Here is a 15,033-nt window from a genome sequence, read left to right on the forward strand (position 1 = left end):
AAATGCCCAAACGAGCGCTGGATGCGCGCGGACGATCTTCCGATGCGAGCGCCCGGGCGTGTCATACTGACAGTCGGTCGCCGTCGATCGACGGCGACACATCCATTCACTACGGATCGTCCGGCACGTACCTGCCGGTGAAGGAGAAGATCAACCATGGCATCCGTCACTTTCGACAAAGCCACCCGCCTCTACCCCGGTGGCACCCGCCCCGCGGTGGACCAGCTCGACCTCCAGGTCGCCGACGGCGAGTTCCTCGTCCTCGTCGGACCCTCGGGATGCGGCAAGTCCACGTCCCTCCGCATGCTCGCCGGCCTCGAAGAGGTCAACGAGGGCAACATCTTCATCGGAGAGCGCAACGTCACCGACGTTCCCCCGAAGGACCGCGACATCGCCATGGTCTTCCAGAACTACGCGCTATACCCGCACATGACCGTCGCCGAGAACATGGGCTTCGCGCTCAAGATCGCCGGCGTCGGCAAGGACGAGCGTGCCGCTCGCGTTCTCGAGGCCGCCAAGCTGCTCGACCTCGAGCCCTACCTGGGCCGCAAGCCGAAGGCCCTCTCCGGTGGTCAGCGTCAGCGCGTCGCGATGGGTCGCGCGATCGTGCGTCAGCCCCAGGTCTTCCTCATGGACGAGCCGCTGTCGAACCTCGACGCCAAGCTGCGCGTGCAGACCCGCACCCAGATCGCATCGCTGCAGCGCCGCCTCGGCGTCACCACGGTCTACGTCACCCACGACCAGACCGAGGCGCTCACCATGGGCGACCGCATCGCGGTGCTCAAGGACGGCATCCTGCAGCAGGTCGGCACCCCCCGCGACCTGTACGAGTCCCCGAACAACGTGTTCGTCGCGGGCTTCATCGGCAGCCCTGCCATGAACCTGTTCGCGGCCGACGTCGTCGACGGCGGCATCCGGTTCGGAACCGCGACCGTGCCGGTCGAGCGTCAGGCGCTCGACAGCGCGAGCGGCAAGAGCGTCACCGTCGGCGTACGCCCTGAGGACATCACGGTCTCGACCACCGCGGGCGAGGGCCTGCAGGTCGACGTCGATCTCGTCGAGGAGCTCGGAGCCGACGGCTACCTCTACGGTCACTCCACCATCGAGGGCAAGCGCACCGACATCGTGGCTCGCGTCGACGGCCGCATCCACCCGAACGCCGGCGAGAAGGTCTACCTGACCCCGACGCCCGGTCACGTGCATGTCTTCGACTCCGAGAGCGGCGAGCGCATCATCCACGCCGCGATCGCGCACTGAGGACGAGCGAAGCGTCGCCCGAAGGTCGCGTAGCGCCCGAGCGCAGCGAGGACGCGACTCGCCCGAAGGTCGAGTAGCGCCTGAGCGCAGCGAGGACGCGAATCGAGACCATCGCATCCGACCGGCCGGCACCCCCGTGGTGCCGGCCGTTCGGCGTTCCACGCCGAGCGGTAGGCTCGTCACATCATGAGAGGCTCGCTCAACATCACCTCCGCGACCGCGGATCCGGCTCTGCTGGACCTGCCGTGGGACCAGCCGCTCGACGACTGGTCGAACGAGTACATCGCGGCCCTTCCCAAGGGAATCTCGCGTCACCTCGTGCGTTTCGCCCACCTCTCGGGTCGTGTCGTCGCCATCAAGGAGACCACCGAGGTGATGGCAAAGGGCGAGTACGAGATGCTGCGTACCCTGCAGCGCCTCGAGGTGCCCTGCGTCGAGCCGGTGGCCGTGGTGTCGAATCGCACGGACCCCGAGGGTGATCTGCTCGCCCCTGCTCTCGTCACGCGCCACCTGCGGTTCTCATTGCCCTACCGCGCCCTGTTCTCGCAGACCCTGCGCCCCGAGACGGCCACCCGCCTCGTCGATGCGCTGGCTGTGCTGCTCGTCCGGCTGCACATCATCGGCTTCTTCTGGGGCGACGTCTCGCTTTCCAACACCCTCTTCCGTCGCGACGCGGGAGCCTTCGCCGCGTACCTCGTGGACGCCGAGACCGGCCAGCTCTACTCCGGCGGACTCTCGAACGGGCAGCGTGAGAACGATCTCGAGATCGCCCGCGTCAACATCGCCGGCGAACTGATGGACCTCGAGGCCGGCGGCAAGGTCGCGGACGAGCTCGACCCCATCCGCATCTCGAACGGCATCGTCGACGCCTACCGCAGCCTGTGGACGGAGCTCACGGGCTCCGAGTCGTTCTCCTCCTCGGAGCGTTGGCGCATCAACGAGCGTGTCGACCGCCTCAATGCGCTCGGGTTCGACATCGACGAACTGGCCATCCGCACGACGGATGAGGGCTCGACCGTGCGCATCCAGCCCAAGGTCGTCGACGCCGGGCACCACCAGCGCCGCCTCCTGCGGCTGACCGGGCTCGACGCCGAGGAGAACCAGGCTCGGCGCCTGCTCAACGACCTGGACTCGTACAGTGCCAGCTACGGCAAGAGCGACCTCGACGAGGAGATGGTCGCCCATGAGTGGCAGGCCCGCGTGTTCGAGCCGGTGGTGCGCGCGATCCCCGTCGAACTCCGTGGCAAGCTCGAGCCCGCCGAGGTCTTCCACCAGCTGCTCGAGCACCGCTGGTATCTCGCCCAGAATGCGGGCCACGACATCCCGCTCGCCGAGGCGGTCACGAGCTACATCAACGATATCCTCCGTCACCGTCGCGACGAGGCCACCATGATCGACCCGCCGACCGGCACGTTCACGGTGCCCATCGACGTGATCGACGACCCTGAGACCGAGCCCGACGCCGACTGGAGACTGACCGTATGAGCGAGAACCACCGATTGATGCTGGTCGTCGGAAGCGTCCGCCCCGGACGCATCGGCCTTCCCATTGCGGAGTGGGTGCGCGGCGTCGTCGAGGAGCACGGCGGCTTCGACATCGACTTCGTCGACCTGGCCGAACTCGCCCTGCCCTTCATGGACGAGCCCCGGCATCCGCGGCTGCACGAGTACACGCAGCCGCACACCATCGCCTGGAGCGAGCGGGTCGCCGCTGCGGACGCCTTCCTGTTCGTGACGCCGGAGTACAACTACAGCTACTCCCCCGCACTCAAGAACGCCCTCGACTTCCTCAACCAGGAATGGTGGCGCAAGGCCGTCGGCTTCGTCAGCTACGGCGGTGTGTCATCGGGCACGCGTGGGGTCGCGGCGCTGCTGCCGGTGACCACCGTGCTCGGCCTCGTCCGTGTCGGCGCCAACGTCGAACTGAGCTTCGCCGGCCAGCGCGTCGATGACGAGGGCTTCCACCCCGACGACCGCGAGGTCGCGCTGCTGGGGCGGGAACTGGACGAGCTCGAGAACCTCTCGACCGCCCTGCGTCAGGCGAGGCTCAGCCCCCTGACCTGATCGTCAGCGCTCGGCGCGCAGCCTGGCGATCTCGTAGAGGGTGACGGATGCGGCGATGCCCGCGTTCAGCGACTCGGTCGCCGAGCTGATCGGAATCGACACGACGGCGTCGCAGGTCTCGGTGACCAGGCGCGAGAGGCCCTTGCCCTCGCTGCCGACCACCACCACGATCGGTCGGTCGGCCAGCTCGAGGCCGGGTAGTGACACGTCGCCCCCACCGTCGAGGCCCAGCACGAAGACACCGGCATCCTTGAATGCCTTCAGCGTCTGGGTGAGGTTGGCGGCCATCGCCACGGGCGTTCGGGCGGCGGCGCCGGCCGACGTCTTCCACGCGGAGGCGGTCAGTCCGACGGAGCGACGCTGCGGAACGATCACGCCCTGGCCGCCGAAGGCCGCCGTCGAACGGATGATGGCACCCAGGTTGCGCGGATCCGTGATGCCGTCGAGGGCGACGAACAGCGGAGTCTGGCCGCGCGAGACGACCGTTTCGAGCAGGTCGATCGGGTGGGCGTACTCGTAGGCCGGCACCTTGATGGCCACGCCCTGGTGGACGGCGTCGCGACCGGCGAGACGGTCGAGCTCAGGACGCATCACCTCGAGGATCGGGATGTCGCGGTGATTCGCGATCGAGATGATCTCCCTCATCCGCTCGTCCATCTCGACGCGCGCGGCGACGTACAGCGTCGTCGCCGGGATCTTCGCCCGCAGTGCCTCGACCACCGAGTTGCGCCCGGTGACGATCTCGAACTCGTCGTTCTTGGACTTGGTGCGCTGGGTGCCCCGGTTGTCGGGGCGCGAGCCACGGGGCTGGCCGCCCGCTGCGACGCGACGCTCCTCGGCCGCCTTGCGCTTTCCCGCAGGGTGGTACGGGCGATCCTCGGCCTTCGGGGTGGGCTTGCGACCCTCGAGCGCCTGAGCGCCCTGTCCGCCCGACCCGACCTGCTTCTGCTTGGTGCCCCGCGACTTGCGGACGGCACCGGCACGCGAGTTGCCGCCGACCTTCTTCATGATTCAAGACTCCAATGCGCACCCGTCGGGGTGTCTTCGATGGTGATGCCCGCGGCGGTGAGTTCGCCGCGCACGCGGTCAGCCCGCGCCCAGTCCTTCTCGGCCCTGGCTGCCGCCCGCTCGGAAATGAGGCGACCGACGAGCATATCAAGCGCGCGCCGGGCCGCGTGATCCTCGGTGCTGTTCCACAGGGGCGAGAGCGGGTTGATGCCGAGCACCTCGGTCATCGCCGTGACCGCCCCGCGCAAGGTGGCCACCTCGCCGAGGTCCTCGTGGTCGAGGGCGGCATTGCCCGCGCGGATGGCGTCGTGCAGCACAGCGAGCGCCTGGGGAACGGCGAGGTCGTCGTCCATCGCATCGATGAAGGCGTCGGGCACGACCTCGAGGCCGGTCGACGCGAACCGGGTGTCGGCCAGGCGTCGCGTCGCGCGCTCGAGAAATCCCTCGATGCGGTCGACGGCGGCCTGCGCCTCGGCGAGCGAACCCGGCGAGTAGTCGAGGGTGGACCGGTAGTGCGCAGCACTCAACAGGTACCGCACGGCGAGCGGGGAGGCCGACTCCAGCAGCTCCGAGGCGAACACCGAGTTGCCGAGCGACTTCGACATCTTCTGACCACCGATGTTGACCAGTCCGTTGTGCACCCAGTAGTCGGCGAAGGCTCGGCCGGCAGCGGTGGACTGCGCGAGTTCGTTCTCGTGATGGGGGAAGCGCAGGTCGAGGCCGCCGCCGTGGATGTCGAACTGCCTGCCGAGGTAACGCTCCGACATGGCCGAGCACTCGATGTGCCAACCCGGACGACCGGCGCCCCACGGAGACTCCCACTGGGCATCGGCCGGCTCGCTGGGCTTGGCACCCTTCCAGAGCGCGAAGTCGCGTGGGTCGCGTTTGCCGCGGGGATCGGCGTCCGTCGCGGCCTCCATGTTTTCCCGCCGCTGCCTCGTGAGGGAGCCGTAATCGGGCCAGCTGTCGGTGTCGAAGTAGACGTCGCCCGATCCGTCGTCGGCCGGATAGGCGTGGCCGCCGTCGATCAGCTCGGCGATGAGTCGCTGCATCTCGGTGACGGATGCCGTTGCTCGTGGCTCGTAGGTCGGCGCCAGGATGCCGAGGCGCTGGTAGCCGGCGGTGAACTCGAGCTCGACCCGGTAGGCGAGCGCCCACCACGGCTCGGAGCCGCCTTCCACGCCCGCCAGGATCTTGTCGTCGATGTCCGTGACGTTCCGGACGAAGGTGACGTCGTTGCCGCGGTAGGAGAGCCAGCGACGCAGGAGGTCGTAGACCAGGGCGCTGCGCAGGTGCCCGATATGCGGGCTCGACTGCACGGTCGGACCGCAGACGTAGATGCCGACCCGACCCGGTGTGATGGGGACGAATTCGCGCAGCGCCTGGGCCTTCGAGTCGTAGAGTCGCACGGACTCAGACTACCGGCGACCTGGTTGGCGGAGGCGGCGGATGACGCGCCGCACGGCCGCGCATCCACCCGGCGTGTCGGGCCTGGGCTCCGCGGACCGGTCGTCGTTCGGCCGGTCGCCTTTCGGCCGGACGCTAGTCGAGAGCCGGAAGCCGGGGGCGCCCTCCCGCGACGGGGACGAGCACCGCCGTCGCGATCGCCATGACGCCCTCACCGCGCCCCGTGAAGCCGAGACCGTCGGTCGTGGTGGCCGAGACGCTCACCGGCGCGCCGAGGGCCCGGGTCAGCGTCGCAACCGCCTCGTGACGTCGCGCGGAGAGTCGCGGGCGATTGCCGATGACCTGCACGGAGACGTGCTTCACGCGCCAACCGGCGCCGTCGGGGTCGTTCTGCCCGATGTGGTCGGCGGTCGCCCGAAGGAACACGTCGCCGTGTGCTCCGGCGAACCTCGGGTCATCGGTGCCGAACACGCTGCCGATGTCTCCCCTGCCCGCAGCCGAGAGGATCGCATCGCAGATGGCATGGCTCACCGCGTCTCCGTCGCTGTGGCCGGCCAGCCCACGCTCGCCCGGCCACAGTAGACCGGCCAACCAGAGCTCATCGGCGGGGTCGTCGCTGAAGGCGTGCACGTCCACGCCGATGCCCACGCGGGTGTCGAGGACGTCCCGGTCCGTCCCGAAGAGGAGCGCGGCGCGGTTGAGGTCCCAAGCGGTCGTGATCTTGAAGGCGAGTTCGTCGCCGGCGATCACTCGCACGGGATGACCGATCGCCGAGACCAGGCCGGCGTCATCCGTCGCCTCGTGCCCGGCCTCGGCGTATGCCCGCTCGAGAATCGCCCGCGGGAAGCCCTGCGGGGTCTGGACCGCGGTCAGGTGGGAGCGGTCCACCGTCTCCTGGACCACGTCGACGGTCACGCGCTTCACCGTGTCGGCCACCGGCAATCCGGGGATGACGCCGTCGCCGCTCGCCCGCACCTCGGCGATCACGCGGTCGAACTGGCTGCTGGGGGTGAGGGCTCGAGCCGCGTCGTGCACGAGGACGGTGCCCACAGACGGGGACAACGCGGCGAGACCGTTCTGCACGGATTGCTGCCGGGTGTCGCCTCCCGCGACCACGGCGACGAGTGCCTCCGACTGTCCGGCGGCCAACCCCAGCAGCTCTCGGGCGCTCTCGTCGTACTCCGGCGGTGCCACCACGACGACCTGCACGGGCTCGGCGATTCCGAACACGCGGGTCAGCGTATGCGCGAGCATCGGCCAGCCGGCAAGGTGCACGAAGGCCTTCGGTATGCCGGCGCCGAGGCGTGTCCCGCTGCCGGCCGCGACGACGATGACGGCGACATCCGGCTGCGATTCCATGCGTTCAGGCTATCGAAACGCCGACGAGGGCGGTGCCGCAACGGCACCGCCCTCGGCGTCAAGCAGTGACTAGGAGGCGAGGACCTCGTCGAGGACGGTCGACGCCTTCTCCTCGTCGGTCTTCTCGGCGAGCGCGAGCTCGGAGATGAGGATCTGACGTGCCTTGGCGAGCATGCGCTTCTCGCCGGCGGAGAGTCCGCGATCCTGGTCGCGGCGCCACAGGTCGCGGACGACCTCGGACACCTTGATGACGTCGCCGGATGCCAGCTTCTCGAGGTTCGCCTTGTAGCGGCGCGACCAGTTGGTCGGTTCCTCGGTGAACGGAGCACGCAGCACCTCGAACACGCGGTCGAGGCCCTCCTTGCCGATGACGTCGCGAACGCCGACCAGGTCGACATTCTCAGCAGGGACCTCGATCGTCAGATCACCCTGGGTGACGTTCAGCTTGAGGTAGACCTTCTCTTCGCCCTTGATGATCCTGGTCTTGACTTCGGTGATGGTTGCCGCACCATGATGCGGGTAAACGACGGTTTCGCCGACCTCGAAAAGCATGAATAGTTGTCCCTTCAGCAGCGTCCAGTTTACCACAGCGGATCGCGTGGTAAGGTTCGCCTCCGCCCGGCCGGCCACGGGGGCCCGCGATGCATGCAGTAGGCTTTCAGCGGGTTTTCGAGTGATCTGTGGAGGGCACTGTGAGAGGGCGTATCGCGTCATCGGTCGTCATTGCGGCGGCCATTCTGGTCGGTACGGCCGGCTGCAACATGCTGGCCCCGCAGACCACCACCAAGCAGTACACCGCGAGCGACGGGATCAACACGAACGTCGGCTCGCTCGACGTCCGCAATGTCGTGATCATCTCCGACGATGGAGAGCGCGGCAACCTCGTCTTCACGGTCATCAACAACTCCGACCAGAAGGCCGCGCTGCGGGTGCAGTACGAGTCCCATGGGTCGAAGGACGCGATGACGGTCGCCGTCGACGCCCACGAGACCAAGCAGGTCGGCACCCCCGATGCGACGCGCACCCTCACGCTCGAGGGCATGGGCTCGCAGCCGGGATCGCTGTTCTCCGTCTACTTCCAGACGGGCCAGAAGCCGGGGAGCCAGATCCTCGTCCCCGTGCTCGACGGCGGCCTGCCGGAGTACGCCGACCTGGTCCCCGCCGGCTGAGCCTCTACTCCTCGAACCGGTAGCCGAGACCCCGCACGGTCACGAGCATCTGCGGCTCCGACGGGGTCCGTTCGATGCGCGACCGGATGCGCTTGATGTGCACGTCGAGCGTCTTGGTGTCGCCGAAGTAGTCGCTGCCCCAGACCCGGTCGATGAGCTGGCCGCGGGTGAGGACGCGCCCGGCGTTCCGGAGCAGGAACTCGAGCAACTCGTATTCCTTGAGGGGCATGGGGGTGTCGACGCCGTCCACGGCGACGGTGTGGCGTTCGACGTCCATGCGCACCGTACCGGCCTCGAGGACGTTGTCCTCGTCCTGACCGGTGTCTACCTGTCGGCGGAGGACGGCCCGGATTCGGGCGAGCAGCTCGCGGGTCGAGTACGGCTTCGTCACGTAGTCGTCCGCTCCGAGCTCGAGGCCGACGACGATGTCGACCTCGGAGTCCTTGGCGGTGAGCATGATGATCGGCACGCCGGAACGCTGCCGGATCTCACGGCAGACCTCGGTGCCCGAGAGTCCCGGGAGCATGAGGTCGAGGAGGATCAGGTCGCTGCCGACGCGGTCGAACTCCGCCAGGGCGGCAGGTCCATCTGCGGCGATGGTGACGTCGTAGCCCTCGCGTTCCAGTAGGAAGGCCAGCGGCTCGCTGAGCGCGGTCTCGTCCTCGACGAGCAGGATGCGGGTCATCGTGATTCCTTTCCGGATGCGGTGCTGCTGGACTCGGCTTCTGGCAGACGGATGGTGAACGTCGATCCGCGGCCCGCCTGGGACCACACGCGAACGTCGCCGCCGTGGTTCTGCACGGCGTGCTTGACGATGCTGAGGCCGAGGCCGGTGCCGCCCGTGTTGCGGGCTCGGGCCTCGTCGACGCGGAAGAAGCGCTCGAAGACGCGCTCGAGATCCTCTTCGGGGATGCCGACGCCCTGGTCGGTGACGGTGATCTCGACCACCCCGGCGTCACTGCGCACTCCGACGCCCACCCGGGTGCCGGGGAGCGAGTAGTTGATGGCGTTGGACACGAGGTTGTCGATCGCCGTAACCAGCAGCGTCTCATCGCCCCACACCTCGGCCCTGCTCTTGTTGCGTACGGCCAGGCCGACCTCGCGCGCCTCGGCGACGACGCGATTCTGGTCGATGGCCGCGGCGACGAGATCGTCGACGCGGAGCAACTCGGGAGTGGCCAGGGCGTCCTTGGCCTGCAGCCGGGACAGATCGATGATGTCCTGCGTGATGCGGGCCAGCCGCGCGGACTCCTCGCCCAGCCGGCGGGCGAAGCGGCGCACCTGGAGCGGTTCGTCCGCCGCCATCTCGAGGGCCTCGGCGAGAAGGCCGACAGAGGCGATGGGCGTCTTCAACTCGTGCGAGATGTTCGCGATGAAGTCGCGGCGAACCTCCTCGAGCCGGAGCGACTCGGTGTGGTCGTCGGCGATCAGCAGCACGTAGCGCGAGCCGAGGCGGGATGCCCGAGCCTCCAGCAGCAGGCTGGCGTCGCCGAATCGACCGCGCGCGACGGTGAGCGTCTCCTGCTCCGGCTCGCCCGTCGAACGGACGCGAGCGAGGAGGTCGACGACCTCGGGATGCACCAGCACGTCGTTGCGTACGAGGCCGAGCGAGATGGCGCGAGCCGAGGCCTTGAGCACGTTGTTGGACGGATCGACCACGAGCGCGGCGGTGTCGAGCGCATCCAGAACCTGTCCGATGCCGTCGGGGACGCCGGGATTGACCACCGTCGCTGCGTGCTCCCCGCGCCGCGCGGCCACGAGCAGCAGGGCGACGACGCCGGCGCCGATCACCAGGCCGAGTGCCAGGGAGATCAGCACCAACCAGGTGGAATCCATGGGATCAGAGTAGTGTCTGCATCCGGAGCGGCTCGGCGGCACCGGCCATCACGGCCGTCTCCTTCAGTCAATGTTCAAGGTCACGGCACCGGGCGTTAACCTGACGGCGGCAACATGGCCCGCGGGGCTCGCCCGGGTTCCGATACCCGCACGCCCGCCGTGCGACGCAGCAGAAATGGGTCACGACAGTGCGTGAAGTCTTCCAGGCCGAGCTCCGCGAATTGCAGGACGGACTCGTGCAGATCGCCGAGCTGGTCGCCTCGTCGATCGACAAGGCGACGCGTGCGTTCAACGAGTCGAACGTCACGCTCGCCGAGGAGACCATCGGAGACGACGACCGCATCGACGGTCTCGCGCTGAAGCTCGACGAGCTCGCGATCACGATCCTGGCGCGCCAGAACCCGGTCGCACGCGACCTGCGCATCGTCGTGAGCGCGCTGCGCATCAGCGCCTCGCTCGAGCGAATGGGAGATATGGCGGCGCACATCGCGCAGCTCGCGCGGTACCGGTTCCCCGACAAGGTGGTGCCGAAGAGCCTGCGTCCGACGTTCGCCGAGATGGGCAGGCTCGATGTCGAGATCGCGCACATGCTCGCCGAGCTTCTTCGCACGCAGGATGTGGAACTCGCCGAGACGATCCGCAACGAGGACGACAAGGTCGACGCGCTCCACCTGGCCGTGTTCGACAAGGTGCTCGGTGAGACCTGGAAGGGCGGCACCGTCGACACGGTCGACGCCACCCTCGCCAGCCGCTACCACGAGCGGTTCGCCGACCACGCCGTCTCGATCTCCAAGAAGGTGCAGTACCTGGCCACCGGCGACTGGGTGCCGGAGAGCTAGCTCTTCTTGCCCTGGTTGGCCACTGCGGCCGCGCCGGCAGCTGCCGCCTCGGGGTCGAGGTACACCGCGGGCTCGGTGGGCATCAGGTCGTCGCCCAGCTTGTAGACCAGCGGGATGCCCGTCGGGATGTTCAGTTCGGCGATGTCGTCGTCGCTGATGCCGTCGAGGTGCTTGACGAGCGCGCGCAGCGAGTTGCCGTGCGCGGTGACGAGGACGACCTTCCCGTCGCGCAGGTCGGCCGAGATGTCGGACTCCCAGTAGGGCAGCATGCGCGCGATGACGTCCTTGAGGCACTCCGTCCTCGGGAGTTCGGCATCCGTCAGGTTCGCGTAGCGCGGGTCCCCGACCTGGGAGTACTCGGCGTCGTCCTCGAGCGGGGGCGGGGGGACATCGAACGAGCGCCGCCACAGCATGAACTGCTCCTGGCCGTACTTCTCGAGCGTCTCCGCCTTGTCCAGCCCCTGCAGGGCGCCGTAGTGGCGTTCGTTCAGCCGCCAGCTGCGCCGCACGTCGATCCACAGCCGGTCGGCCTCCTCCAGCGCGATGTCGGCGGTCTGGATGGCGCGGGTGAGAACGGAGGTGTGGAGCACGTCGGGTAGCAGGCCGGACTCGGCGAGGAGCTCGCCGGCACGTTTCGCCTCGGCGCGGCCCTGATCGGACAGCCGCACGTCGACCCATCCGGTGAAGAGGTTCTTCTGGTTCCAGTCGCTGTTCCCGTGACGGAGCAGGATGAGGGAGTGAGGCGCAGTCATGCCTCCAACCTAGCGCTCCCGAGCATCGCGCCTCAGGCTGCCGGAAGCAGCGCTCGAGCCTCGTCGGCGGGCAGGCCCGTCGCGACGAGCGCATCGACCAGATAGGGCCGCACGCCCTGCACGAGGTTGCGGTCGGCGAAGTCGGCGTCCGGGAGCATGGCGACCGGGTCGAGGTGGCGGGCGAGCTCCGCGAAGGACTGGCGGGCGACCGGCTGCTGGGCGACATCCGTCAGCGAATCCCTGAGCAACGACACGCACAGCGCCATGCGATCGAACAGGTCGGCGGCCGCCGGCCGCTCGTCGCCGTCACGCACGACGTAGAGCGCACGCCGCGCGATCACGCGCAGGCTGCGGGTGCACAAGTCGAGCGAGTCGACCATGGTGGCCTGGCGCGCGAGGTCGAATCGACTGCGGCGCAAGAACGGCGAGAGCCGCACGATCGCGAGTCCGGACTCGACGGATGCCTTCCAGTCCGCACTCACCGGGTCGAGCGAGCGTGCACGTGCCAGAGCGCCCGCTGCGATCTCCCCCGATCCCGTGCGTGCCGAATCGGCGAGCTCCCGGAGAACGCGTTCGTGCGAGCCGATCAGGCGGCGACCCGCTCGAGTGGCGGCCCGACGGGGATCCCTCGGAATCAGCGCCGTCGCCAACAGCGCGAACACGCCGCCGATGAGAGCGTCGATGGTGCGCGTGAACGGTCCGCCCGCGGGGATCGGAGAGAGCATGACGAGCGAGCACTGCACCGCAGCCGCGACGGCGAAGGAGGCAGCGGGCGAGAGGAAGCGGGCGATGAGCATGGTGGCCGCCAGCGCTATCGCGTACTGCACCACCCCCGCACCGAAGCCCAGCAACAGCACCTCGGCGAGGGCGATGCCGAGCGTCATTCCCAGAACGGTCTCCAGCACCCGGACGGGCCGGGCGTCGCGCACGAACCCGAGGGCCGAGATGGCGACGATCGCCGCGAGGAGCGGGGAGGCGTGCCCGACCACGAAGTAGGCGAACGACCACGCCGCGATGGCCGTCACCGTGATCTGGAGCACGGCGGGCAGGCTGTCAACCAGCCGGCGCCCGGCCGACGCCGCGTCGAGGCGGCGGAAGATCACCGACGAACGCCGAGGCGTGGCAGCCGCGGAATGCCGGCGGTCGCCCCGGCCTCGGGCGGAACGACGACGACCTGCGCTGCGGCGACGGTCTCGCCGGTCTCGGCCGTGCGGACCTCGAGCGGTGCGTCAGCGGGGACGCCGCGACGGATGACCGCGAGCGCGATCGGCCCGAGCTCATGGTGGATGGCGCTCGAGGTGACCGAACCGCACACCCGCCACCCCGCCTCGGACTCGGGTCGCGTGCGCTCGGCGAGCACCTCGTCTCCGTGGGCCGGAAGCACGGTGTCGGATCCGTCCAGGTGCAGCATGACCATCCGGCGGGGCGGGTGGCCCAGGTTGTGCACCTTGGCCACCGTCTCCTGACCGCGATAGCAGCCCTTGTCGAGGTGCACGGCGGTGCGCAGCCAGTCGAACTCGTGCGGGATGGCCTTCTCGTCGCCCTCGGTGCTCAGCCGCGGCCGCCAGGCGGCGATGCGCAGGGCCTCGAGTGCGAGAATTCCCGCTGCGGTCCGGCGGCCGTCGGCGACCTCGGCCGCCAGCTGCGTCAAGCGTTCTCGCGTGACGATGGCCAGGCTGAGGGCCCAGTCGGCGGCCGGGTGGTCATCGGGGATGGCGTACTGCCATCCGCCTCGGACGCCCTGCGCCCACGGGTCGCTCCAGACCAGCGGAACTTCACCCTCGACCACCGCGCCGACGCTGGACGCGTCAGCCGCCATGGTTCCGATGACGGCGAGGTCGACGCTGCGGTCGGCCAACTCCACGCGCAGCATGAAGCGCATGCGGCCGAGCCAGGCGTGCAGGGCAGGCGACTCGGCCCCCTCGGTCACGAGCCACGTCGTCGCGCCGTCGTCGAGCACGCGGACGTCGAATTCGATGTGACCGTTGGGGTCGAGGAAGAGCGTCTCGGCGCTCTCGCCCGGCGCGAGCCGATCGAGCTTCTGGCTGGCGAGCGAGTTGAGCCAGCTGAGGCGGTCGGGGCCGGCGACGGAGAGGATGCCGTAGGTCGAGAGGTCGACGATCGCCGAGCCGTCCTCGAGTCGGCGCTGCTCGACCAGCGGATTGCCGTAGTGGGCGACCAGCCCCTCGTCGATGCCGCCGGCGGCCACGGCGCCCGGCAGGCTCAGGAACGGGGATGTCAGCATCATTCGACCTTCGCCAGTCGTGCGGAGGCGTGCGTGCGCAGCTCCTGGCCGAGAGCAGCGATGTCCCACGCCCAGAGCAGGTGGGAATCGACGAGGCCGTACAGGCGCGTCGCGGCCGCATAGGGCTTGGCGCCCTGCGTGCGCATCACGGCATCCGTGGCCAGGTCGACGCGCGGACCCTTCACCTGACCGAGATAGAGCTCGGACACTCCGTCCGGGTGAACCAGCGAGACCTCGATGTCGAACCCGCCTGCGCCGTTCCGGAGCGTCTCGACGGCGGCCGGATTGGTGAACGGGCGGGTGCCGGTCGCGGGAAGCATCCCCGGGCCCGCGTCGCCGTCGCCCAGGGGCCGGCTGATGCGCCAGTAGCCCATCTCGTCGACCAGCGGAGTGGTCTCCGTGTCGGGATCGACGGGGAACAACCACGTTGACGAGGTGTAGTTCAGGTGCGACAGGCCGTCGTGGCTGAAGCTGATGCGCTGGCCGAACTCGTGGGTGACGGAGTCATCGCCGATGACGTAGTCGATGACTCCCGAGCCCTCCCAGACGCCGAGCAGCCAGGACAGCGGCACGAGCTCGGCCGGAAGGTCGACGGGAAGCTCGATCATCGTCGGTTACCGCTGCCCCCGGAAGAGCTTGTAGACGACGACGGCCGACGTCCACGCGATAGCGAGGCTCGCGAGCCCGAGGAGCCCGAGGTAGAACAGTTCAAGAGCGGCCATGATGCCAGTTTAGGGCACGCCTCAGAGCGTGATCGCGATGACGATGGCACCGATCGCGCTCACCACGACCGCGCCGACGATGGACAGGGTGACCCGATCGACGAATCCGTCGCGTCGACGCGTCGCCAGTTGGATGCAGAAGGCGATCAGCGTGCAGATCGCGAGCGAGAGGGCGAGGCCTCCGAAGCGCTCCGACGGGGCGAGGACGGTGCCGGAGACGACCGCCCCGACGGCGGCGAGCAACCAGACGGGCACGACGCTCGCGAGCGTGAGCGTTCGCGTCATGGGTGATTCGACATCCGTCATGAACCCATTGTGACGGGTCTGTGACGCTTCGACGACGCGTGGGGGACGCCAGATGTCGTTCAGGTGTCGA

General features: G+C 68.9%; 16 protein-coding genes. 5 read left to right on the forward strand and 11 right to left on the reverse strand.

What is annotated here, in order from left to right; translation table 11 throughout:
• Nucleotides 1-156: 156 nt before the first annotated feature.
• From E6C70_RS06910 to E6C70_RS06920, 3 genes are all read left to right on the forward strand, one after another.
• A complete protein-coding gene (locus E6C70_RS06910) occupies nt 157-1,257 on the forward strand; it encodes an ABC transporter ATP-binding protein (protein ID WP_136423491.1) in 1,101 nt (366 codons plus the stop codon).
• A 186-nt stretch (nt 1,258-1,443) separates the two neighbouring features.
• A complete protein-coding gene (locus E6C70_RS06915) occupies nt 1,444-2,742 on the forward strand; it encodes a DUF4032 domain-containing protein (protein WP_136423493.1) in 1,299 nt (432 codons plus the stop codon).
• A complete protein-coding gene (locus E6C70_RS06920) occupies nt 2,739-3,320 on the forward strand; it encodes an NADPH-dependent FMN reductase (protein WP_136423495.1) in 582 nt (193 codons plus the stop codon). The genes E6C70_RS06915 and E6C70_RS06920 overlap by 4 nt, the downstream gene beginning before the upstream one ends.
• 3 nt (nt 3,321-3,323) lie before the next feature.
• On the opposite strand, the gene rlmB is transcribed toward E6C70_RS06920, so the two are convergent.
• The 4 genes from rlmB to E6C70_RS06940 form a co-directional block, all read right to left on the reverse strand.
• Nucleotides 3,324-4,328, reverse strand: a complete 1,005-nt coding sequence (gene rlmB, locus E6C70_RS06925) for a 23S rRNA (guanosine(2251)-2'-O)-methyltransferase RlmB (protein WP_136423497.1) — start codon at nt 4,326-4,328, stop codon at nt 3,324-3,326.
• A complete protein-coding gene (gene cysS / locus E6C70_RS06930; RefSeq protein WP_136423499.1) occupies nt 4,325-5,737 on the reverse strand; it encodes a cysteine--tRNA ligase in 1,413 nt (470 codons plus the stop codon). The genes rlmB and cysS overlap by 4 nt, the downstream gene beginning before the upstream one ends.
• 133 nt (nt 5,738-5,870) lie before the next feature.
• Nucleotides 5,871-7,094, reverse strand: a complete 1,224-nt coding sequence (gene ispD / locus E6C70_RS06935; protein WP_136423502.1) for a 2-C-methyl-D-erythritol 4-phosphate cytidylyltransferase — start codon at nt 7,092-7,094, stop codon at nt 5,871-5,873.
• Between the two features lie 69 nt (nt 7,095-7,163).
• Nucleotides 7,164-7,646: a CarD family transcriptional regulator gene (locus E6C70_RS06940; protein WP_136423504.1), complete on the reverse strand. Its 483-nt coding sequence runs from the start codon at nt 7,644-7,646 to the stop codon at nt 7,164-7,166.
• A gap of 140 nt (nt 7,647-7,786) precedes the next feature.
• Here E6C70_RS06940 and E6C70_RS06945 point away from each other — a divergent pair, with 140 nt between their 5' ends.
• A complete protein-coding gene (locus E6C70_RS06945; RefSeq protein ID WP_136423506.1) occupies nt 7,787-8,263 on the forward strand; it encodes a hypothetical protein in 477 nt (158 codons plus the stop codon).
• Nucleotides 8,264-8,267: 4 nt separating this feature from the next.
• Here E6C70_RS06945 and E6C70_RS06950 read toward each other — a convergent pair whose 3' ends face one another.
• Together E6C70_RS06950 and E6C70_RS06955 are read right to left on the reverse strand one after the other, a co-directional pair.
• Complete coding sequence (locus E6C70_RS06950) at nt 8,268-8,948, reverse strand: response regulator transcription factor (RefSeq protein ID WP_136423508.1); 681 nt, start codon at nt 8,946-8,948, stop codon at nt 8,268-8,270.
• Complete coding sequence (locus E6C70_RS06955) at nt 8,945-10,099, reverse strand: sensor histidine kinase (protein ID WP_136423510.1); 1,155 nt, start codon at nt 10,097-10,099, stop codon at nt 8,945-8,947. The genes E6C70_RS06950 and E6C70_RS06955 overlap by 4 nt, the downstream gene beginning before the upstream one ends.
• Before the next feature lie 188 nt (nt 10,100-10,287).
• Between E6C70_RS06955 and phoU the strand changes: the two genes are divergently transcribed.
• Nucleotides 10,288-10,938, forward strand: coding sequence for a phosphate signaling complex protein PhoU (phoU, locus tag E6C70_RS06960; RefSeq protein ID WP_136423512.1), 651 nt, complete (start codon nt 10,288-10,290; stop codon nt 10,936-10,938).
• Here the strand turns inward: phoU and E6C70_RS06965 are convergent.
• The 5 genes from E6C70_RS06965 to E6C70_RS06985 form a co-directional block, all read right to left on the reverse strand.
• Nucleotides 10,935-11,690, reverse strand: coding sequence for a phosphoglyceromutase (locus E6C70_RS06965; protein WP_136423514.1), 756 nt, complete (start codon nt 11,688-11,690; stop codon nt 10,935-10,937). The two genes, phoU and E6C70_RS06965, sit on opposite strands and share 4 nt — an antisense overlap.
• 32 nt (nt 11,691-11,722) lie before the next feature.
• On the reverse strand, nt 11,723-12,793 hold the full coding sequence (locus E6C70_RS06970; RefSeq protein ID WP_136423516.1) for an FUSC family protein: 1,071 nt from the start codon (nt 12,791-12,793) through the stop codon (nt 11,723-11,725).
• Nucleotides 12,790-13,935, reverse strand: a complete 1,146-nt coding sequence (gene ygfZ / locus E6C70_RS06975) for a CAF17-like 4Fe-4S cluster assembly/insertion protein YgfZ (protein ID WP_136423517.1) — start codon at nt 13,933-13,935, stop codon at nt 12,790-12,792. Before ygfZ ends, E6C70_RS06970 begins: the two co-directional genes overlap by 4 nt.
• Nucleotides 13,935-14,543: a nitrobindin family protein gene (locus E6C70_RS06980; protein ID WP_136423519.1), complete on the reverse strand. Its 609-nt coding sequence runs from the start codon at nt 14,541-14,543 to the stop codon at nt 13,935-13,937. The genes ygfZ and E6C70_RS06980 overlap by 1 nt, the downstream gene beginning before the upstream one ends.
• Before the next feature lie 135 nt (nt 14,544-14,678).
• The gene (locus E6C70_RS06985) at nt 14,679-14,963 is read right to left on the reverse strand and encodes a hypothetical protein (RefSeq protein ID WP_235833304.1); all 285 of its coding nucleotides are present in this window, start codon (nt 14,961-14,963) and stop codon (nt 14,679-14,681) included.
• Between the last annotated feature and the right edge of the window lie 70 nt (nt 14,964-15,033).

The sequence above is a fragment of the Orlajensenia flava genome, from assembly GCF_004801905.1.
GTDB lineage: Bacteria > Actinomycetota > Actinomycetes > Actinomycetales > Microbacteriaceae > Orlajensenia > Orlajensenia flava.

Excerpts from the sequence above, each read along its gene's own strand:
- E6C70_RS06910 (WP_136423491.1), top strand. The coding sequence starts at position 157 with ATGGCATCCGTCACTTTCGACAAAGCCACCCGCCTCTACCCCGGTGGC.
- E6C70_RS06915 (WP_136423493.1), top strand. The coding sequence starts at position 1,444 with ATGAGAGGCTCGCTCAACATCACCTCCGCGACCGCGGATCCGGCTCTG.
- E6C70_RS06920 (WP_136423495.1), top strand. The coding sequence starts at position 2,739 with ATGAGCGAGAACCACCGATTGATGCTGGTCGTCGGAAGCGTCCGCCCC.
- rlmB (WP_136423497.1), bottom strand. The coding sequence starts at position 4,328 with ATGAAGAAGGTCGGCGGCAACTCGCGTGCCGGTGCCGTCCGCAAGTCG.
- ispD (WP_136423502.1), bottom strand. The coding sequence starts at position 7,094 with ATGGAATCGCAGCCGGATGTCGCCGTCATCGTCGTCGCGGCCGGCAGC.
- E6C70_RS06940 (WP_136423504.1), bottom strand. The coding sequence starts at position 7,646 with ATGCTTTTCGAGGTCGGCGAAACCGTCGTTTACCCGCATCATGGTGCG.
- E6C70_RS06950 (WP_136423508.1), bottom strand. The coding sequence starts at position 8,948 with ATGACCCGCATCCTGCTCGTCGAGGACGAGACCGCGCTCAGCGAGCCG.
- E6C70_RS06955 (WP_136423510.1), bottom strand. The coding sequence starts at position 10,099 with ATGGATTCCACCTGGTTGGTGCTGATCTCCCTGGCACTCGGCCTGGTG.
- E6C70_RS06965 (WP_136423514.1), bottom strand. The coding sequence starts at position 11,690 with ATGACTGCGCCTCACTCCCTCATCCTGCTCCGTCACGGGAACAGCGAC.
- ygfZ (WP_136423517.1), bottom strand. The coding sequence starts at position 13,935 with ATGCTGACATCCCCGTTCCTGAGCCTGCCGGGCGCCGTGGCCGCCGGC.
- E6C70_RS06980 (WP_136423519.1), bottom strand. The coding sequence starts at position 14,543 with ATGATCGAGCTTCCCGTCGACCTTCCGGCCGAGCTCGTGCCGCTGTCC.
- E6C70_RS06985 (WP_235833304.1), bottom strand. The coding sequence starts at position 14,963 with ATGACGGATGTCGAATCACCCATGACGCGAACGCTCACGCTCGCGAGC.